Source organism: Nocardia aurea, from assembly GCF_003123685.1.
GTDB classification, from domain to species: domain Bacteria; phylum Actinomycetota; class Actinomycetes; order Mycobacteriales; family Mycobacteriaceae; genus Nocardia; species Nocardia aurea.
The window spans coordinates 147,612-172,761 of the sequence record NZ_QCYJ01000084.1; the positions used below are offsets into that span (position 1 = coordinate 147,612).

Annotated in this window: 25 protein-coding genes; 13 read left to right on the plus strand and 12 right to left on the minus strand. The window is 68.1% G+C overall.

What is annotated here, in order from left to right:
- Window positions 1-8: 8 nt before the first annotated feature.
- From DAT37_RS13950 to DAT37_RS13970, 5 genes are read right to left on the minus strand one after another with little or no spacing between them, the layout of a single operon-like run.
- Window positions 9-1,064, minus strand: a complete 1,056-nt coding sequence (locus DAT37_RS13950) for an acyl-CoA dehydrogenase family protein (RefSeq protein ID WP_109525150.1) — start codon at window positions 1,062-1,064, stop codon at window positions 9-11.
- On the minus strand, window positions 1,061-2,092 hold the full coding sequence (locus DAT37_RS13955; protein WP_109525151.1) for an acyl-CoA dehydrogenase family protein: 1,032 nt from the start codon (window positions 2,090-2,092) through the stop codon (window positions 1,061-1,063). Before DAT37_RS13955 ends, DAT37_RS13950 begins: the two co-directional genes overlap by 4 nt.
- Window positions 2,089-3,231: an acyl-CoA dehydrogenase family protein gene (locus tag DAT37_RS13960; protein WP_109525152.1), complete on the minus strand. Its 1,143-nt coding sequence runs from the start codon at window positions 3,229-3,231 to the stop codon at window positions 2,089-2,091. Before DAT37_RS13960 ends, DAT37_RS13955 begins: the two co-directional genes overlap by 4 nt.
- Window positions 3,231-4,127, minus strand: coding sequence for an enoyl-CoA hydratase (locus DAT37_RS13965; RefSeq protein WP_109525153.1), 897 nt, complete (start codon window positions 4,125-4,127; stop codon window positions 3,231-3,233). The genes DAT37_RS13960 and DAT37_RS13965 overlap by 1 nt, the downstream gene beginning before the upstream one ends.
- Window positions 4,127-5,680 carry a FadD3 family acyl-CoA ligase gene (locus DAT37_RS13970; protein WP_269814753.1) on the minus strand — a complete coding sequence of 518 codons (1,554 nt, stop codon included), beginning with the start codon at window positions 5,678-5,680 and terminating at the stop codon, window positions 4,127-4,129. Before DAT37_RS13970 ends, DAT37_RS13965 begins: the two co-directional genes overlap by 1 nt.
- 108 nt (window positions 5,681-5,788) lie before the next feature.
- Here DAT37_RS13970 and DAT37_RS13975 point away from each other — a divergent pair, with 108 nt between their 5' ends.
- From DAT37_RS13975 to DAT37_RS14005, 7 genes are all read left to right on the plus strand, one after another.
- Window positions 5,789-6,988, plus strand: coding sequence for an acyl-CoA dehydrogenase family protein (locus tag DAT37_RS13975; RefSeq protein ID WP_109525155.1), 1,200 nt, complete (start codon window positions 5,789-5,791; stop codon window positions 6,986-6,988).
- The gene (locus tag DAT37_RS13980; RefSeq protein ID WP_109525156.1) at window positions 6,985-7,782 is read left to right on the plus strand and encodes an SDR family oxidoreductase; all 798 of its coding nucleotides are present in this window, start codon (window positions 6,985-6,987) and stop codon (window positions 7,780-7,782) included. The genes DAT37_RS13975 and DAT37_RS13980 overlap by 4 nt, the downstream gene beginning before the upstream one ends.
- Window positions 7,783-7,888: 106 nt before the next feature.
- Window positions 7,889-8,350, plus strand: coding sequence for a helix-turn-helix domain-containing protein (locus tag DAT37_RS13985; protein ID WP_109525157.1), 462 nt, complete (start codon window positions 7,889-7,891; stop codon window positions 8,348-8,350).
- 68 nt (window positions 8,351-8,418) lie between these two features.
- A complete protein-coding gene (locus DAT37_RS13990) occupies window positions 8,419-9,036 on the plus strand; it encodes a PIN domain-containing protein (protein WP_232839740.1) in 618 nt (205 codons plus the stop codon).
- A gap of 359 nt (window positions 9,037-9,395) precedes the next feature.
- Window positions 9,396-10,127 (plus strand): hypothetical protein, encoded by a 732-nt coding sequence (locus tag DAT37_RS13995; RefSeq protein WP_109525159.1) that lies wholly within the window; start codon window positions 9,396-9,398, stop codon window positions 10,125-10,127.
- A 93-nt stretch (window positions 10,128-10,220) separates the two neighbouring features.
- The gene (locus DAT37_RS14000; RefSeq protein WP_109525608.1) at window positions 10,221-10,820 is read left to right on the plus strand and encodes a TetR/AcrR family transcriptional regulator; all 600 of its coding nucleotides are present in this window, start codon (window positions 10,221-10,223) and stop codon (window positions 10,818-10,820) included.
- A gap of 8 nt (window positions 10,821-10,828) precedes the next feature.
- On the plus strand, window positions 10,829-12,019 hold the full coding sequence (locus DAT37_RS14005; RefSeq protein WP_109525160.1) for an acetyl-CoA C-acetyltransferase: 1,191 nt from the start codon (window positions 10,829-10,831) through the stop codon (window positions 12,017-12,019).
- Between the two features lie 228 nt (window positions 12,020-12,247).
- Here the strand turns inward: DAT37_RS14005 and DAT37_RS14010 are convergent, their stop codons facing one another.
- Entirely contained in the window at window positions 12,248-13,072 is an 825-nt protein-coding gene (locus DAT37_RS14010; protein ID WP_198654266.1) for a helix-turn-helix transcriptional regulator, read from the minus strand.
- Window positions 13,073-13,173: 101 nt separating this feature from the next.
- On the opposite strand from DAT37_RS14010, the gene DAT37_RS14015 reads away from it, so the two are divergent.
- The gene (locus DAT37_RS14015; RefSeq protein ID WP_109525161.1) at window positions 13,174-13,929 is read left to right on the plus strand and encodes an SDR family NAD(P)-dependent oxidoreductase; all 756 of its coding nucleotides are present in this window, start codon (window positions 13,174-13,176) and stop codon (window positions 13,927-13,929) included.
- 41 nt (window positions 13,930-13,970) lie between these two features.
- On the opposite strand, the gene DAT37_RS14020 is transcribed toward DAT37_RS14015, so the two are convergent.
- The 6 genes from DAT37_RS14020 to DAT37_RS14045 form a co-directional block, all read right to left on the minus strand.
- Complete coding sequence (locus DAT37_RS14020; RefSeq protein ID WP_157978484.1) at window positions 13,971-15,752, minus strand: hypothetical protein; 1,782 nt, start codon at window positions 15,750-15,752, stop codon at window positions 13,971-13,973.
- Complete coding sequence (locus tag DAT37_RS14025; RefSeq protein ID WP_157978485.1) at window positions 15,736-16,533, minus strand: hypothetical protein; 798 nt, start codon at window positions 16,531-16,533, stop codon at window positions 15,736-15,738. Before DAT37_RS14025 ends, DAT37_RS14020 begins: the two co-directional genes overlap by 17 nt.
- 230 nt (window positions 16,534-16,763) lie before the next feature.
- A complete protein-coding gene (locus tag DAT37_RS14030; protein WP_109525164.1) occupies window positions 16,764-17,846 on the minus strand; it encodes an NAD(P)H-dependent flavin oxidoreductase in 1,083 nt (360 codons plus the stop codon).
- Window positions 17,843-18,622 (minus strand): CoA-transferase subunit beta, encoded by a 780-nt coding sequence (locus tag DAT37_RS14035; RefSeq protein ID WP_109525165.1) that lies wholly within the window; start codon window positions 18,620-18,622, stop codon window positions 17,843-17,845. The genes DAT37_RS14030 and DAT37_RS14035 overlap by 4 nt, the downstream gene beginning before the upstream one ends.
- On the minus strand, window positions 18,623-19,504 hold the full coding sequence (locus DAT37_RS14040; RefSeq protein ID WP_198654267.1) for a CoA transferase subunit A: 882 nt from the start codon (window positions 19,502-19,504) through the stop codon (window positions 18,623-18,625).
- A gap of 9 nt (window positions 19,505-19,513) precedes the next feature.
- A complete protein-coding gene (locus tag DAT37_RS14045) occupies window positions 19,514-20,278 on the minus strand; it encodes an enoyl-CoA hydratase family protein (protein WP_109525167.1) in 765 nt (254 codons plus the stop codon).
- An 84-nt stretch (window positions 20,279-20,362) separates the two neighbouring features.
- Between DAT37_RS14045 and DAT37_RS14050 the strand changes: the two genes are divergently transcribed.
- The 5 genes from DAT37_RS14050 to DAT37_RS14070 all read left to right on the plus strand — a co-directional run bounded on the left by DAT37_RS14050 (window position 20,363) and on the right by DAT37_RS14070 (window position 25,135).
- On the plus strand, window positions 20,363-21,166 hold the full coding sequence (locus DAT37_RS14050; protein WP_109525168.1) for an SDR family oxidoreductase: 804 nt from the start codon (window positions 20,363-20,365) through the stop codon (window positions 21,164-21,166).
- A 32-nt stretch (window positions 21,167-21,198) separates the two neighbouring features.
- A complete protein-coding gene (locus DAT37_RS14055; RefSeq protein ID WP_109525169.1) occupies window positions 21,199-22,110 on the plus strand; it encodes an SDR family oxidoreductase in 912 nt (303 codons plus the stop codon).
- A gap of 199 nt (window positions 22,111-22,309) precedes the next feature.
- Window positions 22,310-23,590 carry a hypothetical protein gene (locus DAT37_RS14060; protein WP_157978486.1) on the plus strand — a complete coding sequence of 427 codons (1,281 nt, stop codon included), beginning with the start codon at window positions 22,310-22,312 and terminating at the stop codon, window positions 23,588-23,590.
- A gap of 10 nt (window positions 23,591-23,600) precedes the next feature.
- Window positions 23,601-24,116 carry an ImmA/IrrE family metallo-endopeptidase gene (locus DAT37_RS14065; RefSeq protein WP_109525171.1) on the plus strand — a complete coding sequence of 172 codons (516 nt, stop codon included), beginning with the start codon at window positions 23,601-23,603 and terminating at the stop codon, window positions 24,114-24,116.
- Window positions 24,113-25,135 carry a hypothetical protein gene (locus DAT37_RS14070; protein WP_109525172.1) on the plus strand — a complete coding sequence of 341 codons (1,023 nt, stop codon included), beginning with the start codon at window positions 24,113-24,115 and terminating at the stop codon, window positions 25,133-25,135. The genes DAT37_RS14065 and DAT37_RS14070 overlap by 4 nt, the downstream gene beginning before the upstream one ends.
- Window positions 25,136-25,150 lie beyond the last annotated feature (15 nt).

Consider the following 25,150-nt stretch of genomic DNA (forward strand, 5'->3'; position numbering starts at 1 on the left):
TGTATCGATCAGGCCGAGTGCGTGAGTGGCCTGCGCGGTGTGCCGAACAGTTGGGCGTCGCCGTGCGCCCGTTTGAAGAACAGATGGGCGTCGTGTTCCCAGGTGATGGCGATACCGCCGTGCATCTGCACCATTTCCGACACAACCGTGGTGAACGTCTCCGAGCAGTGGATACGCGCCGCCCAGACGTCCTCCGCCGCCGACTCGCTGCCCTCGGCCACCGCCGCGGTGGCCGCCTGTGACGCGGACTCGGCCGATTCCACCAGCACATACATATCGGCCATCCGGTGCTTGAGCGCCTGGAAACTGCCGATCGCCCGGCCGAACTGGACCCGCGATCCGGTGTATTCGACGGTCAGCTCGAGACACCGTCGTGCCGCGCCGACCTGTTCGGCCGCGACCGCCGCCCACGCGACCTCCCGCAATCGCGCCGCGACGACGAGGGGATCGCGGTCACCGAGCCTGCGGGCGGACACCGTGTCGAAGGTGATCTCGGCCAGTTTCCTGGTCGGATCCATGGTCGCGACCGCGCGCCTGGACACCCCTTCGGCATCGGCGGACACCTCGAACAGGCCCGAGGTCGTCACCGCGATCAGAGTGTCGGCGGGCAGACCGTCGAGAACATAATGCGCGGTGCCGGACAGTGTTTCCCCGTCGGCGTGGATACCCGGCTCGTCCCAGCCGTCCGCGCCCGCCCAGCACACCGCGAGGATGGTGGAACCGGCCGCGACACCGGGCAGCAGTCGCGCGGCGGCGTCGCCGTCACCGGAGAGCAGCACGGCCTGAACGCCGAGCACGGCCGAACCCAGCATGGGGACATTCGCCAGCGTGCGGCCCAATTCGCCGACCACCAGCAATGATTCGATCAGTCCGGCCCCGACGCCGTCGTACTCCTCGGGAATAGCGAGCGCCGCGACGCCGATCTGCTCGGACAGCAGTCGCCACAGCGCGGGGGCGTAGCCGAGTTCGGCGTCCATCCCCGCGCGCACGGCGGCGCTGGTCGCGTGTTTGGTCAGCAGGGCACGCACGGAGGCGGTGAATTCCCGGTGCTCGGCGGCGCTCACGCGGTGCCCCGCAACGCGCGCTCGAGCAGGGTTTCGTCACGCAGCGCCCGCGCGATCCGCGCGCGATGCAGATCCGGAGTGCCCCAGGCGGTCCGAAGGGCGGTGACCTTGGTCAGCCACAGCGACAGATCGTATTCGGCGGTGTAGCCGATCGCGCCGTGCACCTGGAGCGCGGCACGGGCGGCGGCGTACGCGGCGTCACCGCAGGCGATCACGGCGGCCGACACGTCGCGGCTCCTGGTCGGTTCGGTCGTGGTGAGCGCCGCGCGGAACAGCAGCGGTTCGGCCAGATCCAAGCCGATCAGCACGTCGGCGAGTTTCTGTTTGACCGCCTGGAATTCACCGATCGCTTTGCCGAACTGCTTGCGCTGCTTGGTGTATTCGGTCGAGGCGTGCAACAGCGCCCGCCCGGCCCCGAGTAGTTGCGCCGCGGCCGCGAGCGCCCCCGCGTCGAATGCCGCCGCCCCCGCGTCGAGTACCCGCTCACCTTCGACGAGTACTTCGTCCGCGGCGACCTGGAACAGGCGACGCGCCGGATCGATCGAGCGCACGGGCCCGGTGCGTCGCGCCGTGCACAGCTTGTCGCCGTCGACGAACAGCACGACGTCGGCGATATCGGCGTCCAGTGCGACGGGACCGCGCCCCGGCGTGGCGAATGCCACGGTGCCGAGGGTGGCGCCGTCCGCGAAATCGGGCAGCCAGCGGGCGGCGAGGTCCGATTGTGGAAGTGCCTGTAGCAGTGCGGGTATCGCCGCCGCGGTCTCCACCGCCGGACCGGGCGCGGCGGCGCGGCCGAATTCCTGGAATGCGACGACGAGATCGATCGGCTCGGCCCCGACACCGCCGTGCGCCTCCTCGATCGCGAGCCCGAGCACGCCCGCCCCGGCCAACTGCCGCAGCAGAGCGCGGCCCGGCCGCGGATCACCGCTCGCCCAGGCGCGCACCGCCGCCGGGGTCTGACCGGCGTCGAGTAATTTGCGCAGGCTGGTGCCGAAATCGAGCTGTTCCGGGCTGAGCGCGAACCTCATCGGCTGCTCCCTCTCGGTAATCCGAGCAGCCGCTCGGCGATGATATTGCGCTGGATCTCGTTGGTGCCCGCGTAGATCGGGCCGGACAGCGAGAACAGGTAGCCGTCGGTCCACGGACTCGCGTATTCGCCCGCGTCCCCGAGGACCTCCAGCGCGGTTTCGTGCATGGCGATATCGAGTTCGGACCAGAACACCTTGGTGATCGACGATTCCGCCCCGAGTTTGCCGCCCTCGTTCAACCGGGTGACGGTGCCGAAGGTGTGCAGGCGGTAGGCCTCGCTGCCGATCCAGGCGTCCACGACGGCATCGCGCTGACCGGTGTTGGCGCGGTCGCCGCGTTCGAGCCACAGGTCGATGAGCCGCTGTGCGGTGGCGCTGAAACGGCCGGGACTGCGCAGCGAGAGGCCGCGTTCATTACTGGAGGTGCTCATCGCCACCCGCCAGCCCTCGCCCGGTTCGCCGATCACATCGCGATCGGGGACGAATACATCGTCGAGGAAGATCTCCGCGAAACCCGGTTCGCCGTCCAACTGCGGAATCGGCCGCACCGTCACGCCGTCGGCGGTGAGCGGGAACATCAGGTAGGTGAGTCCGCGATGCCGTTCGGCCTCGGGATCGCTGCGGAACAGGCCGAAGGCCCAGTCCGCGAAGGCCGCGCGTGAACTCCAGGTCTTCTGTCCGCTCAGCAGCCAGCCGCCGTCGGTGCGCTTGGCGGTCGACCGGATTCCGGCCAGATCGCTGCCCGCCTCGGGTTCGGACCAGGCCTGTGCCCAGATATCGTCACCGCGCGCCATCCTGGGCATGATGCGTGCGAGTTGTTCCTGGCTGCCGTGTTCGAACAGCGTGGGCGCGAGCAGGAAGATGCCGTTCTGGCTGACCCGCCCCGGTGCGCCCGCCGCGTAGTACTCCTGCTCGAAGAGCACCCACTCCAGCAGCGACGCGTCGCGCCCGCCGTATTCGCGCTGCCACGACACGACCGAGAGTCGCGCGTCGGCGAGGGTGCGTTCCCAGTCGCGGTGCGCCTCGAAACCGGCCTCGGTATCCATCGACGGCAGCGGTGTCTTCGGCGTGTTGGCGGCCAGGAATTCGCGGACCTCGTCCTGGAATTCCCGTGTCGCCCGATCGAGATCCAGATCCACTACGGTGTTCCGTTCTGCGCGGTCTTGTCTGCGGTCGTCGCTCCGGCCTTCATCGATTTGGCGTTCATGCCGCCCAGCGAATCGGCCCCGATCTCGGCATTGTGCGCGTGCGCGAAATGGTGAAGTCCGAAAACCGAATCCATTCCGCTGCGCATGCCCATCAGATCCTCGGCCTGGTTGACGGCCTTCTTGGTCAGCGCGAGACCGAATTGCGGCATGGTGGCGATCTTCTCGGCCAGTTCCAGCGTGCGTTCTTCCAGTTCCGCGCGCGGCACCACCCGATTCACCATGCCCCATTCCTTGGCCTGCGCGGCGTCGAAACGGTCACCCGTGAACAGGAATTCCTTGGCGGCGCGCGGTCCCATGACCCACGGGTGCGCGAAATACTCCACGCCCGGAATACCCATCCGGACGACGGGATCGGAGAAGAACGCGTCGTCGGAGGCGATGATCAGATCGCAGACCCAGGCCAGCATGAGCCCGCCCGCGATACACGCGCCCTGCACCATGGCGATGGTCGGTTTCGGGATCTCCCGCCAGCGCCTGCACATGCCGAGGTAGACCTCGGTCTCGCGGGAGAAACGCTGGTCGCCGCCGACCCGGTCCACGTGGTCCCACCACAGCGTCGCCTTGTTCGGGTAGCGCACGTGATGATCGCGCCCCGGGGTGCCGATATCGTGCCCGGCGCTGAAATGTTTGCCGTTGCCCGCCAGCACGATCACCTTGACGTCGGGATCTTCGACGGCCCGGACGAAAGCGGCGTCGATGGCGTAGGTCATCACCGAGTTCTGCGCGTTGCGGTAGTCGGGCCGATTCAAGGTGACTATCGCGATAGGTCCGCGCGTCTCGTAGGTGACGACCTCACCCTCGTCCGGAACACCGTTCTCGTCCGACATCACTTCTCCTCACGTAGTTCGCGCTTGAGCACTTTCCCGGCGGCGCTGTAGGGCAATCGATCCCGGAATTCGACGAATCGCGGCACCTTGAAATTGGCGAGCACGGCCTTGGTGTGTGCGCGCACCTGTTCCTCGGTCACCGTCGACCCCGGTTTGCGCACCACGTAGGCCTTGCCGACCTCGCCCATCCTGGTATCGGGCACGCCGATCACCGCGGATTCGGCCACCCCGTCGAGCCGTGCCAATGCCTGCTCGACCTCGGCCGGATACACGTTGAACCCGCCGGAGATGTACATATCCTTGAGCCGGTCGGTGATGCGCAGGTATCCGCGCTCGTCCACCACGCCGATATCGCCCGTGTGCAGCCATCCGTCCGCATCGATGGTCGCCGCGGTGTTCTCGGGATCGTCGAGATAGCCGAGCATCACATTGGGTCCGCGCAACAGCACCTCGCCCGCGTCGCCGATCCGCAGTTCGAAACCCGCGATCGGCCCGCCGCAGGTGTTGGCGATGGTCTCGGCGTCGTCGTCGGGTTTGCACATGGTCCCGAAGCCGGAGGCCTCCGAAAGCCCGTACGCGGTGACGACGATATCGATGTCGAGTTCGGATCGCATCCGCTCGATGAGCACCACCGGCACCGTCGCCGCCCCCGTGGTGGCGACGCGCAGCGAGCTCAGATCGAACTGCGCGCGGTCGGGGAAATCGAGGATGGTCTGGTAGATCGTCGGCGGTCCGGGCAGGACGGTGATCCGCTCCTCACCGATCAGGCGCATGGTCTGCGGCACGTCGAAGCTGGCCTGCGGAACGATCGTGGCCCCGGTGACCAGGCAGGCGAGGATGCCCGCCTTGTAGCCGAAATTGTGGAAGAACGGATTCACCACCAGGTACCGGTCGTCGCCGCGCAGCGTCGCGCATTCGGCCCAACCCCTGACCACCGACAGCGCCTGCCGGTGCGCGACCAGGGTGCCCTTGCTGCGCCCGGTGGTGCCGGAGGTGAACAGGATGTCGGAGATATCGTCCGGGCTCACCTCCTCGGCCCTTTTACGCGCGTCCTCGACGGTGACCTGTTCGGCGATATCGGCCAGCTCCGACCAATTCAGCACGGTCGCTTCCGATTCCACCGCGCTGTCCGGCTCCACCGGAATCACCACGATCGTAGGTATTCCCAGATCCGGTGCGGCCGAGCGCAATTCCGCGATCCGGTCCCGGCCGAGGAAGGTCCCCGCGATGAACAGCGCCTTCGCGTCGACACGGGCGAGCACATCGGCGGCCTCGTCGGCCACGTAGCGGGTGTTCAGCGGAACCAGCCCGGCCCCGACGTAGTGGGCGGCCAATGCCGCGACGACCCAGTGGTGGGTATTGGGCGCCCACATCGCCACCCGATCGCCGTGCCGCACGCCACGCGCGATCAGCGCGCGCGCCACCTCCTGAACGGCACCGAGCAGCTCGGTCCAGTCGAGCCGGACTTCACCGTCGGCGACGGCCGGGGTTTCGCCGAACAGGCGCGCGGCGTCGTGCAGCGCCATCGGTGTCGTCTGTGCAGGGGGTGTCACGGTTGTCCTCACCGTTCGTGCTGGCCCATCGCCGGTCGATCCGGGGTCGCCGGACCGATCAGGTCGACAATCTAACAAAGCAAGTGCTTGGTAGGTTATCCTACCGTCGTGGTTGCGATCCAGACCTCAGACTCCGATACCGCCGCGTCCGACGCGCGGTTTTCGGCAGAAGTGCGCGAGTGGTTGGCGGAGAATCTCAGCGGTGAGTTCCGTGAGCTGCGCGGACTCGGCGGACCGGGCCGGGAACACGAGGCATTCGACGAACGCCTCGCCTGGGACCGGCACCTCGCCGCGGCCGGATGGACCTGCCTCGGCTGGCCGAAGGAATACGGCGGGCGCGAGGCCACCGTGCGTCAGCAGGTGATCTTCCACGAGGAATACGCCAAGGCGAACGCCCCCGCACGGGTCTCGCACATGGGCGAGGAACTGCTCGGCCCGACCGTCCTCGCGTTCGGTACCCCGGCGCAGAAGGACCGGTTCCTGCCGGGCATCCGCGATGTCACCGAACTGTGGTGCCAGGGCTACTCGGAACCGGGCGCGGGATCCGATCTCGCCGCCGTCAGCACCGCCGCCCACCTCGACGGCGACGAATGGTCGATCAACGGCCAGAAGATCTGGACCTCGCTCGCGCACGTCGCCGACTGGTGTTTCGTCGTGGCGCGCACCGAGAAGGGGTCGACTCGGCACAAGGGCCTTTCCTACCTGCTGGTTCCCATGAAACAGCCCGGTATCGAAGTGCGCCCGATCATCCAGCTCACCGGCACGTCGGAATTCAACGAGGTCTTCTTCGACGATGCCCGCACCGCCGCCGACCTGGTCGTCGGCACCCCCGGTGACGGCTGGCGCATCGCCATGGGCACCCTCACCTTCGAACGCGGCGTCTCCACCCTCGGTCAGCAGATCCGCTTCGCCCGTGAACTCGCCGATATCGAAGATCTCGCGCGCCGCACCGGCGCGGCCGACGACCCCCTCATCGCCGACCGCATCGACCGGGCCTGGGTCGGGCTCCGCGTCCTGCGAGCCCATGCCCTGCGGACCATGGAAGGCAGCGGCGTCGACGACGGCGGACAGGCCTCCGTCGCGAAACTGCTGTGGGCCAACTGGCACCGCGGCCTCGGCGAACTCGCCATGGCGGTGCTGGGTCCCGCCGGTCTCCTCGCGGGCAGTGACGATCAGAGCGATCTGAACGAATGGCAGCGGCTGTACCTGTTCACCCGCGCCGACACCATCTACGGAGGTTCGAACGAAGTGCAGCGCAACATCATCTCCGAGCGTGTACTCGGCCTGCCGCGCGAGGCCCGACCGTGACCCGCCCGCTGTCGGTCGCCCCGCAGCCCGTCCCCGGCCACGGCCTGCTGACCGGCCGCGTCGCCGTCGTCACCGCCGCCGCGGGCACCGGCATCGGCTCGGCCACCGCGCGCAGGCTGCTGTCCGAGGGCGCCGACGTCGTCGTCTCCGACTGGCACGAACGCCGCCTCGGTGAAACCGAAGTGGAACTGAAAGGCGAATTCCCGGACCGCCGCGTCGCCGCCATCGCCTGCGACGTGCAGAGCACCGAACAGGTGAACGCGCTGGTCAGCGGTGCCGCCCGGGCGATGGGCCGCATCGACATCATGGTCAACAACGCGGGCCTCGGCGGCGAGACCCCCGTCGTCGACATGACCGACGACCAGTGGGACCGCGTCCTCGACATCACCCTCAACGGCACCTTCCGCTGCACCCGCGCCGCCCTCGCCTACTTCCGCGACGCGGGCCACGGCGGCATCATCGTCAACAACGCCAGCGTCCTGGGCTGGCGCGCCCAATACGGCCAGGCCCACTACGCCGCCGCCAAAGCCGGCGTCATGGCCCTGACCAGGTGCAGCGCCGTGGAGGCCGCCGAACTCGGCGTCCGTATCAACGCCGTCGCCCCCTCCATCGCCCGCCACGCCTTCCTCGACAAGGTCAGCTCCACCGAACTGCTGGATCGTTTGTCCGAAGGTGAGGCCTTCGGCCGCGCCGCCGAACCATGGGAGGTCGCCGCGACCATCGCGATGCTCGCCAGTGACTACACGTCGTACCTCACCGGCGAGGTGGTCTCGGTCAGCAGCCAGCGGGCGTGAGGGCGGTCGTGTCGCGCCATAGCGCCTCACCGAAACCTCGTTGCACTTATAAGTGCAACTGGCTATCGTCGAGTTCCTAGCGACAGTCGACGAGGGGAGTCGGGTCATGAGCGTCGTCCACGAAGAGAAGGCGGTTCTGTCGATCACCGCGAGCGAGGTGGAACAGGCTCGCGCGTTGACCGCACGGGTGGAGCAAGGTCACGATGCCGAGAGCGTCGGGAGTATCGCGGTCATGCTCCGTAGTGCCGACTCCGTGGTCGACGTTCCTCCCGAACTGGCAGCGGTCCTGTCCAGGGTCATCGAGCTCTTGGGGCGCGGCCGCACGGTGACGGTCGGCAGCATTCCGGACGAGGTGACGACAACCGTCGCCGCCAAGATGTTGCACATCTCGCGCCCGACTTTGATGAAGCTGATCGGACAGGGTGACATCCCCGCACGCAAGGTCGGTTCCCATACGCGGTTGCTCAGCAGAGATGTGTTGGCCTACAGGGAAACTCGACGTGCCGCCCGGCGTGAGGACTTCGATCGGCTGCGCGAACTCGAGGACGAACTCGGCGTGGCCGACTGAGTTCGGTCGATCCGCCGTGCCGTTCGATCTCGGCTCGTATTCTGTCCGGCATGGTCCAGGGGTGGGGTATGAGCGTTCTCGTCGACGCCAATGTGCTGTACTCCCGAACGCTTCGGGATTGGCTCGCACTGCTCTATCTTCAGCCCGGGAATGAGATGTTCGCGGTCAGGTGGACCGATGACATCATGGCCGAGTTCCATTATCACCTGCGTAAGAACAACCCGACCTTCGGCGATGCGCAGGTCGGCGGCATCAGACGCAGGCTCGAAAGCGTCTTCGCGACAGGTCGGATATCCGGCTACGAGATCGATGAAACGATCACCTATCCCGACCCCGGCGACGCGCATGTGCACTGCGCGGCACTGCATGCCGGTGTCGACATCCTGTTGACCCGGAACGTCGGAGACTTCACGCAGTGGGACGATCTTCCGTACGAGGTATTCGACTGCGACGAGTTCTTCCAGCTCGTCGATGACTCGGCGCCCGATCTGGTGCGTGCGGTGACGGGTGAGCAGTTGGTCTACCACCTTCGTAGGAGCGCTACCGGCAGCATTTCACTGCCTGCGATGCTGCGGGCCGCGGGCGCTCCGGCGTTCGGTGAGCGTGTGCGTCGGCATGTACGGAGCCTCGACATCGATACGTTGCTCGTCGCGTCGAGTCCGCCGGCGGTAACCGATGGTAGGTAGGCCCTGGTCGGCGCCAAAGCTTATGCGGCAGACGATCGAGGTCGTGTCTCGTTCTCGGATGTTTCGGGCCGTTATCCGAGCGAGAGGTGCGGTTCGCGATGACCGCTCACGGCTATCCGGACGGTATTCGGCAGTCGTGATTCGGTCCCGGGCTGTGAGCCGGATATCGACCGGCAACACCGGCGGTCGGGTGTCGATCGGCTGAAATCACTCGGTGTGCGCTCGAGCCCCGATGGGATGAAGTCGGTCGATGACGGTGATGAGACAGCGCTGATCAGGGAAAAACCGGGGGCGGCGGTGCGGTGGGTGTGCGATGCTGGGATCGGTCGGATCACGCACTCCCGTAAGGGGCGATGGCTATGGGCACTGACGGCCCGGACGCCCGCGAACAACTGGAACTCGAATTGGTGCGCGATGTCGTGCTGGCCAGGCGCAGACTGGAAGGGCTCGTACTCGCGGCGCTGACCCTGGGCGCCGAAATCATGCGGCACGAATCCGCCCGCGCCGTCGCGTGCCGGGCCGCGCATTTTCTCGAGCAGTTCGCGGTGGACGAAGCCGAGGTCATGCGTGATCCGCGGGCGGCTCTCAGGGCCGATACCGAGCGGGTGCACGAACGTGGACGGCGGATCGGGCTCCATCCCGAGGACGGGGTGCCGTCCGCGCGGGATCGGCGCAGGCAGCGGCAGATGGCGTTGATGCGTGAGGTGCGCGCGGACCTGCTCGAACTCGTGCACAGGAGCCGCGGGGTCCGATTCGACCGCGACGCCTTCGCCGACGAGATCGCCCAGGGACTGTGCGCGGCGACCGACAAACTGGTGGTCGGCGCGGATATGGACACCTATCGGGCCTGGCAGCGCGGCATCGTGTTGAAGCTGATCGAGGAACCGACCTCGCACGGCCCGCCCCGGGTCATGGCGACCGTGGACGCGGGTCCGGAACGCGGACCGCTCACCGTCGAATGGGACAGTTGCGAACGCCGCCTCGCCCTGGTGACCCGGATGGCGCGTGCGGGAATCTCCCCGGTGGTCATCTGTGAGCGGCTGCTCGCCGATCTCTCCATGTCCTCGCCGTTGCGCTATTCGTCACGCTGACGGCGCTGGCACCAAGCAAATGCTTGGTTGTACTATGACGTGGTGACCGCACCGGACTCCACGAAATCAGCGCGCCGCAACGAGTTGCTGTCGATGGCGGCCGAACTTTTCGCCGAGCGGGGACTGCGTGCGACCACCGTCCGCGATATCGCCGACGCGGCCGGAATCCTATCCGGCAGTCTCTACCACCACTTCGATTCCAAGGAATCCATGGTGGACGAGATCCTGCGCGGCTTCCTCGACGACCTGTTCGGGCGCTATCGCGAGATCGTCGCCGCCGGACTGAGCGCGCGAGACACGCTGGAAGCCCTGGTGATCGCGTCCTACGGATCGTTCGACCGATTCCACTCCGCGGTCGCCATCTACCAGACCGAGGCCAAGCGCCTGCGCGATTCGGAGCGGTTCGCCTATATCGCCGAGTACAACGCCGAATTCCGTGAACTCTGGCACCGCGTGCTGATCAACGGGGTCGAGAACGGCAGTTTCCGCGCCGAACTCGATGTCGAACTCGCTTTCCGATTCCTGCGCGACACCGTGTGGGTCGCGGTGCGGTGGTACAAGCCGGGCGGCCCCATCACCGTCGACAACCTCGCCAAGCAATACCTGACCATCGTGCTGGACGGGCTCACCGTCCCAACGGCTTCGCAAGCCATCGGCTCCGGGTCGGTCGTACCCGAGGGCAAGTCCGAGTAGGAGATTCCATGTCTGCACCATCCGCCCGTCGGCCCTACGCCCCGCTCCGGGACGCCTACGTGATCGACGCCGTTCGCACCCCTGTCGGCAAGCGCAACGGCGCGCTCGCCGAGGTGCACCCGGCCGATCTCGGTGCCGCCGCGCTGCGTGGTCTGCTCGACCGCAATCCGGTCGACCCGAAATTCGTCGACGACGTCATCGTCGGCTGCGTCGACAATGTCGGACCGCAGGCGGGCAATATCGGGCGCACCGCGTGGCTGGCCGCCGGATTCCCCGAAGAGGTGCCGGGCGTCACGGTGGACCGCCAGTGCGGATCCTCGCAGCAGGCCATCAATTTCGGCGCGCAGGCCATCATGAGCGGCACCGCCGAGGTGATCGTCGCGGGCGGCGTGCAGAACATGAGCCGGATCCCGATCTCCGCGGCCATGCTCGCGGGCAAGGAATACGGATTCGATTCGCCGTTCGTCGGCTCCGAGGGCTGGGACCACCGGTACGGCACCGAGGAAGTGTCCCAGTTCCGCGGCGCGCAGCTGATCGCCGAGAAGTGGGGGATCAGCCGCGAGGATATGGAGCGCTGGGCGCTGCGCAGCCACGAGCGCGCCCGCGACGCCATCAAGAACGGCCGCTTCGACAACGAGATCGTGCCGGTCGGCGATTTCTCGATCGACCAGGGCCCGCGCGAGACGACCCTGGAGAAGATGGCCTCGCTGCCCGCGCTCGCCGAGGGCAGTCCGCTCACCGCGGCCGTGGCCAGCCAGATCTCCGACGGCGCCAGTGCCACCCTGCTCGCCTCGGAATGGGCGGTCCAGGAATACGGACTCACACCGCGCGCGCGAATCCACCACGTCAGCGCGCGCGGCGCCGACCCGATCTTCATGCTGACCGCCCCGATCCCGGCCACCAAGTGGGCGCTGGAGAAGACCGGTCTCACCATCGACGATATCGACGTCGTCGAGATCAACGAGGCTTTCGCACCCGTGGTGCTCGCCTGGTTGAAGGAGACCGGGGCCGATCCGGACAAGGTGAACGTCAACGGCGGCGCGATCGCCCTCGGTCACCCCCTCGGCGCGACCGGCGCGAAACTGTTCGCCACCCTGCTCAACGAACTCGAGCGGGTCAACGGTCGCTACGGTCTGCTCACCATCTGCGAGGGTGGCGGCACCGCGAACGCGACCATCATCGAGCGCCTGGATCGCTGATTTCGAGATCGGGGTGGTGTGATTCGGCGCGCCACCCCGATCGTCCGCTCAGCGCCGAACCTCGAATTCACGCTGGTAGGCGCGGAATCCAGTACCCATCACCACTATCTCTCGCGCGCCGCCGGTGCGGGGCGGTCAAGACTCCGTGGAGCGCGTCCGCGCCGGTGCGGGTGTCCGCTTCCGCGCGTGGTGGCTCTCTCGGTGCCGAGCCATCCGAGGCGCTCGGGTTCATCGCGTCGCCGACAGTGCCCGGAACACCTCGGCGGTGGGCGAATTCGGCGGGGCGCAGTACACGATCATGCGCTGATCGGTATCGCTGACGTGCAGTACCTGACAGTCGAATTCCAACGCCCCGAGTTCGGGATGGGCGACCCGCTTGCGGTGCGTGCGCCGGATCTCGACATCGTGGTCGTGCCACATCGCCGCGAATCTGGGTGCGGTGCCGAGTAATTCGGTGACCAGCGCGGCGAGGGCGGGATGGCCGGGGTAGCGGGCGTAGGCGGCGCGCAGATCGGCGACCGTCGAACGGGCGAAGGCGACGGTGTCCTCGTCGGACCAGCGGGGGTGATCGGCGGCCGTGCGGAACGTCCAGCGCACGATATTGCGTTCGGCGTCGGGCACGGTGGCCAGATCGCCGATGAACGGTATCGCCGCACGATTCCAGGCGAGCACCTCGTAGGTCGCGTCCACGACGTAGGCCGGTGTCTCGGTCATGGTGTCGAGGATGATCCGGATCGATTCCGGCACCGTGCGATTCGGTCCCACCATCGGCGGCGGATGGTGACCGGCGACGCGTAATAGATAGTCGCGTTCGTCCACGGTGAGCAGCAATGCCCGCGACAGCGCCGCCAGCACCTGCTGCGAGGGACGCGGACCCCTGGACTGCTCGAGCCGGATGTAGTACTCGACCGAGATACCGGCGAGCTGGGCGACTTCCTGTCGTCGTAGGCCGGGAGTGCGCCTCTGTCCGTTCTCGGGCAACCCCACGTCGCCGGGACGCAGGCGGGCGCGACGCGCTTTCAGGAATGCCGCGAGTTCTCCTTTGTCGGTCACCGATCCAGTGTCGATGATCGGGCGGTCGCGGGGGAGGTACAAGCGGTACCACCTTCGACCGAGCCTCCCTGGGGCTCGGCCGCGGTGGAAATCTCGCGGCCATGACGACCATCGCATTGATCACCGGCGCCAACAAGGGAATCGGTTTCGAAACAGCCGGGCGGCTCGCCGCGACCGGGACGACCGTCCTGGTCGGCGCGCGTGACGCGGACCGAGGCAAGAACGCGGCGGCGGCGCTGTCCGGGGCTGGAGCCGACACCCGTTTCATCCCGCTCGACGTCACCGACGCCGACTCGATCGCCCGCGCCGCCGCCGATATCGACGCCGAATTCGGCAAACTCGACATCCTGGTCAACAACGCGGGTATCGCGGGCAGGCTCGACGGAGACGGCAAACCCTCCTCCACCGCGCTGAGCACCCTGCGCGAGGTGTTCGAGACCAATGTCTTCGGCATCGTCGCCCTCACCAATGCCGTGCTGCCGCTGCTGCGTCGGTCCGAGGCCGCCCGCATCGTGAACGTGTCGAGCGAGGTCGGCTCCTTCGCGATGACGATGGACGAGGACAGCCCCATGTGGCCGATGGCCGCGATCGCCTACCCCACCTCGAAGACCGCGCTGACCATGGTCACGGCGATGTACGCCAAGGAACTGTGGAACACGCCCATCAAGGTCAACGCGGCCAACCCCGGCTACTGCGCGACCGACCTGAACGCCAACACCGGATTCCGCACCGCCGCGCAGGGAGCCGAGGTGGTCGCGCGCCTGGCGACCCTGCCCGTCGACGGCCCGACGGGCACCCTGTGGGGCTACCGCTGGGGCGCGACCGGCGCGGACGAGTACGGCGTCCTGCCCTGGTGAGAGGAGAAGCCGGGCGGCGGTCCCGGATCTCGGCGACCTCCTCAGAGGTAGCGGCGGACGTCCATGACCGCTACGCCGCCCCCGTCGTGTTCCGACGGAGCCGCATACAGCCGATGGCCGTCCGGGGTGACCGCGAGATGTTCAACCTTCAGCCCGGGCTGAAGGTTGCCGACCACCGTCCTGGTCGTCGTATCGATCACCGCGATATCGCCTGACGACCCGTCTCTCGAGGTCGGTTGGATCGCCACGAACATATAGCGGCCGCTCGGCGAGATCGCGAGACCGTTGCCGATACCGTTCAGTTGGACGACCGCGACCGAAGCGCCGGTGGAGCCGTCGAACACGTGCACCTTCGAGGAAGGTTTGCCCATCGCATAGACGAACCGGCCGTCGGCGCCGACGACGATCGTCGAATCGGGCCCTTCGAATGCGGTCCGCGTGGTCACGGTCGCGGTGGCGGCGTCGAGCATTGCGATCTGGCGGGGCATGACCGCGAAGAAGCGCCGGCCGTCACCTGTCAGCGCTATAGCATCGACAATGTCGTACCCCGTGCCGAGCGGGGTCGTCGCGGTCGCCGCTCTCGTCCGGGCATCGCGGATCGTGACCGTGGCGCGCAGCCCGTCGGCGATGTAGAGATGAGTGCCGTCGTGGGAAACCGCGACCGCCTCGAGAGTTGAATCGTAGTCGGCGATCGTCACCCCGGTGAGAGTGTTCGAAGCCGTCGTGATCACCGACAGGGCATTATTCGAAACTACGTAGACATACGCGCCGTCGGGCGATACCGCGAGCCCGTTCGGTTTCTGCGGAACCCCGATCAGTGCCGTGACGGTATTCGAGGCCGTATCGATGACCGTCACCGTCGGCGGCGTGCGACCCCCCAAGTAGATCCGCCGTCCGTCGGGCGACATCGCCAACGCGGTCACCGCGGGAGTCGCGATCACCGCGGGCGACGTCGTTGCGAATTCGGTCGCCCCCGCGTCCGTGGGCCGATCATGCCCGACAGCGTAGGTCGCGGCCGCCGCCAGCACGGCGACGCTGAACAGCGCGCCGATCGCGACGCGAACGCGGCGGCGTAGCGGCGGCGTCCGTAGTCGAGGGGGTACAGAGGATTCCGGAGCAGGCGTGACGGTCGGTGTCGAGGGCGCGTCCGACGCCGGTGACGAGGCGGCCGATTTCGCCGCTCGCAGGGCGGGCTGCTTCGACATGCTGACGAATTGCGTTGGTGTAGAGGTGGAATCGATGAGCAGGGGCGCGGACTGGGTCGTCGACCCAGCGGATTCCGGCGGTGGCGGAGTGGACGGCGTGGATCCCGCAACCGGTTCCGTCGGAGACAGAGCGATCGTGAAGCGCATGGCGAGGTCGGCGGCGCTCGGTCGCCGTAGCGGGTCTCGCGACAGGCAGTCCGCCGCCACCTGCCGCAGTCCCGGTGGAACTGCCTCGAGATCGGGTTCGGACGTCAGCGCCCGGATCAGCAACTCCACCGGAGTGCCCGAACCGAATGGCCCCGCACCGGTCGCGGCGTAGACAAGGACCGCTCCGAACGCGAAGACATCGGACGCGGCATGGGCGGGCGCTCCCGAAGCGATTTCGGGCGCAACGTATCCCGCGCTCTCGGCAAGGGTCGGCGACGCGGTCACCTCGACACTGGACTCGGTGAAGACCACCGTCGCCGGTGAGACTCCGCCGTACGGACCGCTCGTCCGGTCTGTCGCCGCCAACCATCGCGCCAGATCCGCACCGAACTGCCGCAGCTCCTGGGGCTGCAACGTGCCCTCGGTCGCAACGACACGTGCCAGTGAGCGATCTTCAACACCAGGTGCCAACGACATTTCCTTGATCGCATTGGGCCGGAGTGAGTCCCGCGGCACGGGCACTGGTCAGCATCTTCTGCAAGTCCGCATCGGTGGCCGCCCCCGGCATGCCCTGTTCCGCACCGACGATGAACACGATCGGCTGGCCGCGGTTGCCCGGTAACGCGAGTGCGTGCACGACACCACCGCGCCCGTCGGAGCAGGAGGTGCGGTTCACGGTCGCCGTAACCCGTACGGCGGGTCTACTGTTCACGGTCGATGGCACCGGATCGGAGAGCGCGATCACCGGGAGCGGTGTGGTGTCGTCCCCGAACATCCCGAACGCCCAGAGTCGCGCGGAATCTGTCGCCGCGGCGGTCAGATCGGTGATCGGCGATCCTGCGATACCCGCGATCGCCGAGTGCTTGGCCGATTGATCCCCAGGGCACAACGCATTCGAGTATCTCGCGCCGCCGTCGAAGGCGATCCGCACGTCGAGTTCCGGGATCCCATATCCGAACACCCATCCCGGGCCTTCCACGCGCCAGGTGGGCGGCACGTCGAGTGCGGCGTTTCGTCTGGTCGATACTGCCGCTTGCCAGTTCGGAACCTGTGGCGGTATCAGCGACGCCTGCGTCGGCTGCGCCGGCAGAGGAGGTGCGGGCGCGGCGACCGCGGCGCCGCGCACTGTTCGAGGACCGGCCGTCACAATCAGCAGAACCAGCGCGACAGCAAGAGAAACGGCGATCAGACCGACGGTGACCCATTCGGGGGCACCCCACGGAGACTCCCCGCCATCCTGCGCCGGAGTCACTCCGTACACCTACGCGAATGACGCATGCCGCCCCCACTGCGCACGGTCCCTCCTCCCAAGCCCCCGAGCTGCGTGCAGATTAACAAGAATGAGGGCGGCACGGTAGCCCGATTTCGCCGTTTTATCACGGTTGTCGTCTACGCGGTGTCACTGCCGGGCACGCTCACTGCCAGGGGATACCGCCCGGCCGCCGCGCTCTGTCAGCACATCGGACTGGTCACGCCGAGTATTCAGTCTCCCGCGGCGGTTCCCGCTTTCAGCGCGGCTATCGCATCGATCCGCGCCGCCGCGTCGGTGACGATGCGATCGATCAATTCCCGGCAGGTGGGCAGATCATCGATGATGCCGGTGACCTGTCCGGCCGCGAGCACTCCCGCGTGCGTGTCGCCCTCGACCAGTCCGGCGCGCAGGAGCATCGGGGTGTTCGCGGCCATGACCACCTGTGACCAGGTGAGGTCCTTCTGTTTGCGCATGGCGAGCCCGTCGCGGACCAGGGTCGACCATTTCATGCCGGTCATGCCCTTGAAGCGGGCGGCGTTGGCGACGGCCGCGCTCAGTCCGCGCCAGCGGCCGGATTGCTCGAGGCGTTGCACCAGTTCTGTGTTGAGCACCCGGTGCGGCATGCCGTCGACCTTCACCGAGACGACGGTGTCCTGCAATTGCCTGCTCAGGTACTCCTGTTTGACCGCGTCGGGCACCGTGCTCTCCCGGGTGAGCAGGAACCGGGTGCCCATGGCGACGCCCGCCGCGCCGTAGGCGAGCGCGGCGGCCAGGCCGCGGCCGTCGAAGAAGCCGCCCGCGGCGACCACCGGGATGTCGACGGCGTCGAGGACCGAGGGCAGCAGCAGGGTGGTCGCGACCGGGCCGGTGTGTCCGCCGCCCTCGCCACCCTGCACGATCACCGCGTCCGCGCCCCACGAGGCCACCTTCACCGCGTGTTTGGCCGCGCCGATCGACGGAATCACGACGACGCCCGCGTCTTTGAGTTTCGCGATCAGATCCTGCTTGGGCGCGAGCGCGAACGAGGCGACGGCCACCTTCTCCCGGATGAGCAGATCGATCCGCTCGGGCGCGTCGGTGGCATCGGCGCGGATGTTCACGCCGAAGGGTTTGTTCGTGTGCGCCTTGGTCTTCGCGACGGCGGCTTCGAGTTCGGCGAAGGTCATGGTGGCGGAGGCGAGGATGCCGAGACCGCCCGCGTTCGAGGTCGCCGAGACCAGGCTCGGCCCCGCTACCCAGCCCATGCCGGTCTGCACGATCGGATGCTGGATGCCGACGAGTTCGGTCAACGGGGTCCGGATCGCGGGTGTCATGCCGGAACCTCGGATTCGCGAACCTTCTTGGGATCGAGCACATCCCGGATCAGGCGCAGTTCCTCGGCGGTGGGCCGCCTCGACTCGCCCGCCTCGGCCAGCCCGGCGATCTCGAACGAGGTGTTCTCCGCGACCTCGTCGGCGGTGACCCCGGGGTGCAGGCTGCGGGCCCGCATGGTGTGATCCGGCCCGTCGAAATCGAAGACGCCCAGGTTGGTCACCACCCGGTGCAGGTGGTGGAAACGGAAGGCCGGATTGTCCGGGTCGATCTTGTCGTAGCCGACGCCGCTGACGATATCGACCGTCTCCACGAAGGTCCGCTTGTTGTGGCGCGAAACCCAGTAACTGGTGGCGTGATTGAGGGTGTTGCCCGGTGCGCCGCGCACGCCGAACATCTGGCGGGTCGGCTGCTGCAACGGCCCGAACGCGGACAGGTTCTGGTTGCCGTGGCGGTCCACCTGGTTGGCGCCCATCACCACGTGGCGACGGCCCGAGGCCACCACGTCGAAAACCTTGCGGAACGGGATCCAACCCTCGATGGGGGATTTGCCGCCGATCGGGGGAGTCTCGGCGAACAGCAGCGCCTCACCGTCGGAGAGCAGCAGATCCGGTTCGGTGGTCAGTTTGGCCAGGCGCGCGCCGAGGATGGACATCGGCGACATCGGGGATGCCATGATCTCGCCCGCGCCCTCGAAGATCTCGGCGCACGCGACCGCGCAGATCTCGGCGCGGGTGACGGTGTCGGTGGATGTCGTCTCGGTGGATATCTCGGACATTCACGCCTCCTTGGTGGCGAACGCGCGGACTGCGGCCTGGTACTCGTCTTCGGAGACCGACAGGTACGTGTCGACGAACTGCTGCCAGCCCTCCGGTGTCTTGGCCGACTCCACGTAGTGACGCTGGAATTTCTCGTCGCGCTTGTAGTCGTCGCCGGCCAGGGTGAAGTGCGCGCCGCCCGGCGCCTCGACGACACCGTCGACCATCATGCGATTGAGCAGCAGCGACGGCAGCGGAACGGATTTCACCAGTTCCTCGGTCTCCACCACGCGCTCCACCGACAGGTAGCGGCGCTGCGCGGCGAGGCAGTACAGGTCGTCGAAATAGGGGTCGACGCCGGTGTAGGCGGCATTGCCGTGTTTGTCGCCGATATTCAGGTGCACCAGCGCCGCGTCCAGATTCAGCGCGGGCATGGCGGTGAGCGTCTCGGGTTTGCCGTTCTCGCCGGGATAGGGCGAGGTGACCGTGCGCAATTCGCCGTCCCAGAAGTTGAACACGTCCGAGCCGAGACCCGCCCGGATCGGCAGGAAGGGCAGACGCGCGGCGGCCGCCTCCAGCCCGCATTTCAGCATGCCCTCGTCCATCTCGCGGGCCACCAGCGCGCCGGAGGTGCGCGCCTTCGCGAACCACGGGTCGTAGAACGGCGCCGAATCGAGGGAGACGAATCCGTAGTACGCCTTGCGCACCTTGCCCGCCGAGCAGAGCAGTCCGAGATCGGGGCCGCCGTAGCTCACCACGGTCAGGTCGGTGATATCCGAGCGCAGGATGGCGCGGACCAGCGCCATCGGCTTGCGCCGGGAACCCCAGCCGCCGATGCCGATGGTCATGCCGCTGCGCAGTTCGCCGACGACCTCGTCGAGCGACATTCGCTTGTCTCGCATGGTGTGTGCCTACTCCCCGCTCTTACGTGCGGCCAGATCGTCGTCGAATTTGGCCCTGATCTCGTCGGCGACGCCCGCCAGATTCAATTCGAAGGTGAAACCCTGCTCGTACCGGTAGCTGCGGTGCACGTCCTGGGTGTCGATCCCGTTCAGCGCCCGCTTCGCGGCGCGGATCACCCGGCCGTCCTTGGCCGCGATGTTCTCGGCGACCTTCAACGCCGCCGCGTCGAGTTCGGCGCGGGGCACCACCTGGTACACCGAGCCGTGGTGGTGCAGCTGCTGCGCGGTGATGGTGCTCGCGGTGAAGAACAGCGCCCGCATCAGATGCTGGGGCACCAGCCGCGACAGGTGGGTGGCCGCGCCGAGTGCGCCGCGGTCGACCTCGGGGAGTCCGAAAGTGGCGTCGTCCGAAGCGATCACGACATCGGCGTTGCCGACCAGGCCGATGCCGCCGCCGAGGCAGAATCCCTGCACCGCCGCGATCACCGGGACCGGGCAGTCGTAGACGGCGGCGAAGGCATCGAAGCAGCCGTGATTGGCGTCGATGAGCGCCTGATGACCTGGTTTGCTCTGGATCTCCTTGATGTCGACACCCGCGTTGAACCCGCGATTCTCCGCGCGCAGCACCACGACCTTGGTCTTCTGGTCGCGGCCCGCTTCGCGCACCTCGTCGGCGATGGCGAACCAGCCGTCCGTCGGTATGGCGTTGACGGGCGGATAGTCGACCGTGACCACGGCGATGCCGGTCGATTCGGAGTGACGGTTGATCCCCATCGGATGTCCTTCGTTGTCCCGGGCCTTCGGTGTCCACTGTCGGCGCCATTGGCAAAGCAAGCAGTTGCTTGGTAGGTTAGCACGGTGGCACTCGAAATCGATCTGGCCGGACGCGTTGTCCTCGTGACCGGCGGTGTGCGCGGAGTCGGCGCCGGTATCAGCCGGGTATTCCTCGAAGCGGGCGCCACCGTGGTGGCCTGTGCCCGCCGTCCGGCCGACCGGCCCGTCGCCTTCGGCGCGCACGAGATCGACTACCTGCCCTGCGACGTGCGCGACGCCGACGCGGTACGTGGCTTGGTCGACGCCATCGTCGCCAGACACGGCAGGCTCGATCACGTGGTGAACAACGCGGGCGGCGCGCCGTTCGCGCCGTCGGCCACGGCGAGCAAGAACTTCAACACCAAGATCGTCGAACTGAATCTGATGGCGCCGCTGCTGGTTTCGCAGGCCGCCTACGGGGTCATGCGCGATCAGCCCGACGGCGGTTCGATCGTGATGATCTCCAGCGTCAGCGGTCACCGGGCCTCGCCCGGCACCGCGGCCTACGGTGCGGCGAAGGCCGGAATGGACAGCCTGACCCAATCCCTCTCGGTCGAATGGGCGCCGCGGGTCCGGGTGAACTCGCTGATCGTCGGCATGGTCGAAACCGAACTCAGCGAATTGCACTACGGCGACCGCGACGGCATCGACGCCGTCAGCGAGACCATTCCGCTGCGCAGGATGGCCACCCCGGAGGATATCGGCCGGTGTGCGGTCTTCCTGGCCTCGCCGCTGGCGGCCTACGTCAGCGGCGCGACACTGCTCGTGCACGGCGGCGGTGAACGCCCCGCCTTCCTTGCCGCGTCCACCGCCGAGATCGGCGCCGTGTCCACCCCCGAAAAGGCCTGAGAAGTATCCGGATACGAAAGAGGACAACAGGTATGGACGAGCAGATCTGCGCCGGGCGCACCGTGATCGTCACCGGCGCGGGTCGCGGCATCGGCCGCGCGCACGCGCTGGCCTTCGCCGCGGCGGGCGCCAACGTGGTCGTCAACGACATCGGCTCGACCCTGGACGGCGCGGCGACCGACGAGACGCCCGCCCAGCAGGTCGTCGGCGAGATCGAGGCACTGGGTGGCCGGGCCGTCGCCAACGGTGACGACGTCGCGGACTGGGAGGGTGCGCGGGCCCTGGTCCGCCAGGCCGTCGACACCTTCGGCGGGCTCGACGTGCTGGTCAACAACGCCGGGTTCGTCCGGGACCGGATGCTGGTCAACCTCGGCGAGGACGAATGGGACGCGGTGGTGCGCGTCCACCTCAAGGGCCATTTCGCCACGATGCGGCACGCCGCCGAGTACTGGCGCGGCGAATCGAAGGCGGGCAGGCCCGTCGACGCCCGCATCGTCAACACCAGTTCCGGCGCCGGATTGCAGGGCAGTGTCGGTCAGGGCAACTACGGCGCGGCCAAGGCGGGCATCGCCGGTCTGACGCTGACCGCCGCCGCCGAGTTCGGACGCTACGGGGTCACCGTCAACGCCATCGCCCCCTCGGCGCGCACCAGGATGACCGAAACGGTTTTCGCCGAGATGATGGCCGCGCCGGAGGACGGCGGTTTCGACGCCATGGCCCCCGAGAACATCTCCCCGCTGGTGGTCTGGCTCGGCAGCGCGCAATCGGCCGCGGTGACCGGCCGGATATTCGAGATCGAAGGCGGCAAGGTCGCACTCGCCGACGGCTGGCGTCACGGTATCGCGGTGGATCGCGGCGCGCGTTGGGCGCCAAGTGAACTCGGCCCGGTGGTTGCCGATCTGATTGCCAAGGGAGTGCCGCCGGAGCCCGTGTACGGCGCCTGAGCACGACAACGACGACGGTCCCCGGTGATGTTCGCATCGCCGGGGACCGTCGTCGTTTTCACGCGGAAGTGAAGTGCGGTCGGCGGTCTCGTGCGCACGGCATGTGGCCGGGGTTTACTATGAGCGCCTATCCACGAAACCCGGAGGGTGTGGCGACCGGGGAGATCTGCGCTCGAACGATGAGGGGAAAGGCCGGCGCATGGCTATTGGTCGCACGATACGGGTGGCGATGGTTGCCGGGGCGGTTGCCGGTATTGCGCTACTCGCTCCGGTGGCGGCCTTCGCCCAGCCGGGAAGCGGGAGCGCGGATTCCAGCGCGAGCGCGGGGGAGAACGCACCCATTGCCGAGCCCGCCGAGGACTGGCAACCACTCACCATTCCCGGACAGTCACCTGACGACTCCGAGCCGATTCCGATTGCCTCGTCGGTGAATTCGGTCGGCGCTCGCGGTGCCGCCGGTTCGGCGGCTGTCGGGTCGAGCGGAGTATTCCTCGGGTCGGGTTCGGCGGGACTCGCGGCCATTCTCGGAACAGGTTCCGCCGGAATCGGTTCGGTGCTCGCCACCGGCTCCGGCGGTGTCGTGCTCGGTACCGGTTCCGCCGGAGTGGGTTCGGTGCTCGGTACCGGATCCGCAGGTGTCGCGCTCGGATCGGGCTCTGCGGCGGCGGGTGCAGGTTCGGCGGGTGTGGGTGCCGGACTCGGGACGGGCTCCGCGGCGGCCGGTGCAGGTTCGGCGGGTGCGGGTGCCGCGCTCGGAAGTGGTTCCGCGGCAGTCGGTTCTGCTGCCCCGGGTACCGGTTCGGCCGCTATCGGATCCGCCGCTGCTGGCACGGGTTCCGCCGTGCTCGGTTCCGGTTCCGCCGTGCTCGGCACGGGTTCGGCGGCGGTCGGTTCTGCCGCTGCGGGCACCGGTTCCGCCGTGCTGGGCACGGGTTCGGCCGCTGTCGGGTCCGCCGCCGCGGGTACCGGATCTGCTCTCGGAGCCGGTTCCGCCGCAGTGGGTTCCGCAGGTACCGGTTCGGCGGCGGTCGGCTCGGCCGCGACGGGTTCGGCCCTCACCGGCTCGGCCACCGTCGGCTCGGCGACACCGCTGCTCCTGCTACTCATTCCACTGCCGACGCCCTCGATCCCCCCGGTACCGCTCGCCATCCCGCCGGTACAGATACCGGCGCTGCCGCAACCCGTCTCCGCACTGCCCGTCGTCGCGCTACCGGCCCCCGCGGAGATACCTCCGGACCCGCCACAGCCACCCGCCCCACCGGCATCGTCCATCCGGATCCCGGCGGGGCTCGATCCCGATGTGCGCCCGACCAGCTCGGCCGACGGGCTGCCGACGCCGAATATCCTCTCCGTGGTCGGCGGGCTGCTCGCCTTGGGGCTCGCGGGAGTCGGTTCCGGCGCGGTCAGCTTCCAGGGCGCCGCCGCGGCCCAGGCCCGCGTCGATGCCGCGCGCGCCGAATTCTTCGGACCGAGATCGTGAGGAGGGGCAGATGAGTGAGAGCAGGACACGCAGCGGTTCCCGTTCCCATCGCAGGGTGGCGGCGGCGGTCGACGCCGTCTGCGCGGTGGCCGCCGATTCCGACGCGACCACACTCGATGAGGTGGTCGCCTCGATCGCGGACGAGCGGCGGCGCGAGATCGAGATCGCGAGTGCGCGATTGGGGCCGGGGGTCTGCGGCCAGCGCCGGTTCTATCCGGACCGGGACGTGATCGTCCTCGCCACCGCGCTGCCCGCTCGCGAGCACACGCTCGCCCACGAATTGGGCCATATCGTCTTCGATCACGAAGGTGTGCCCGCCTCGGAGGTGGTGTTGGAGGCCAGTGACGATCTCATCGCCTACATGCTCAGCCAGCGCGCGCACCAGCGGATCGTGGACGACGGCGCCGACGAACTCGCCGAATGGGAGGCGGAGACCTTCGCCGCCATGCTGATGACGCGACTGCGGGTATTCAACAGCCGGGGCGCGGGCGTCTCGGTCCTCCGATTCGACGAGGCACTCGGATGACACTGTGGTCGACAGCCCTGCTCGTCTGGATAGCCGCGGGCGCGCGGGTGGGACGGGTCATGGTGAAACCCGCGACGACGGCACGGGTCGCGATCGTCGTCGCGGTCGCCTCGGTCGCGCTCGCCGCCACCGTCGCGGTTCCCGAAATCGCCCTCGCCGTCGACAATCTCCTTCCGCGCGGACTGGTCTCCGGTGCGCTGTCGGACGGTGTCGTCGTCGCCGCGTGGCAGCTCTTCGCGGTCGCCACCTCGGTGGTCGCGGCGGCGGCCTGGCCGGTGGTGTCGAGGGTGAATCTGCGGCGAGTCGCCACCTGGACATACGGGGTCGGCGCTGTCACGGTGACGCTCACGCTGTGCTGGTCGTTCACGTTCGGTTGGCTGGTCACCGCGCTCGCCAGCGCCTTCGTCGTCGTCACCGGTGTCCGCAATCTGGACTGGACCACGCTGGGCCGGGGTATCGCGATCTATACGAGCGGCACCGCGCTGGTCGCGGCGCTGTCCGCCGCGCAGATCCGCCGTGCCGTCACCGACGCGCCACGTGCCTCGCCCGGCGAAGCGGATTGGGCCTGGCCGTTGTTCGCCGTCGCCGCCCTGCTCGTCGCGTTGGGCGCGATATGGATCGTGGTCGAGTTGTGGCTGCGGGCCCGGCTCCTGCTGCGACGGATCGGACCGCTGCACCGGACCATGATCGAGCGCTTTCCCGAGGTGATCGCGCACGGGCGGCCCGGTGCGTCCACCCAGTTGGCGGCTTCCGATCAGGTGGCCCAGATCATGGACGCGCTCTACCTACAGTCCGGCGGGGGTGTCGAGTCGGTCGCGGCGGGAGCGCCGCCGCGCTCGATTCCCGAACGTGCCGCGCGTGTCGCGGAGTGGGCGCGTAACCCTTTGGGTGACATCGTGATCGACGCGCGGTGGATCGCCCCGCCCGATGGGGTCAGCGCACGGGGGTGGGTCCGGGCGATCGCCCGATCCTTCCGGTCGGCCGATCGCGTCGGCGCGCGCAATTCCGTATCCCGCTAGTACGGTATTCGGAGC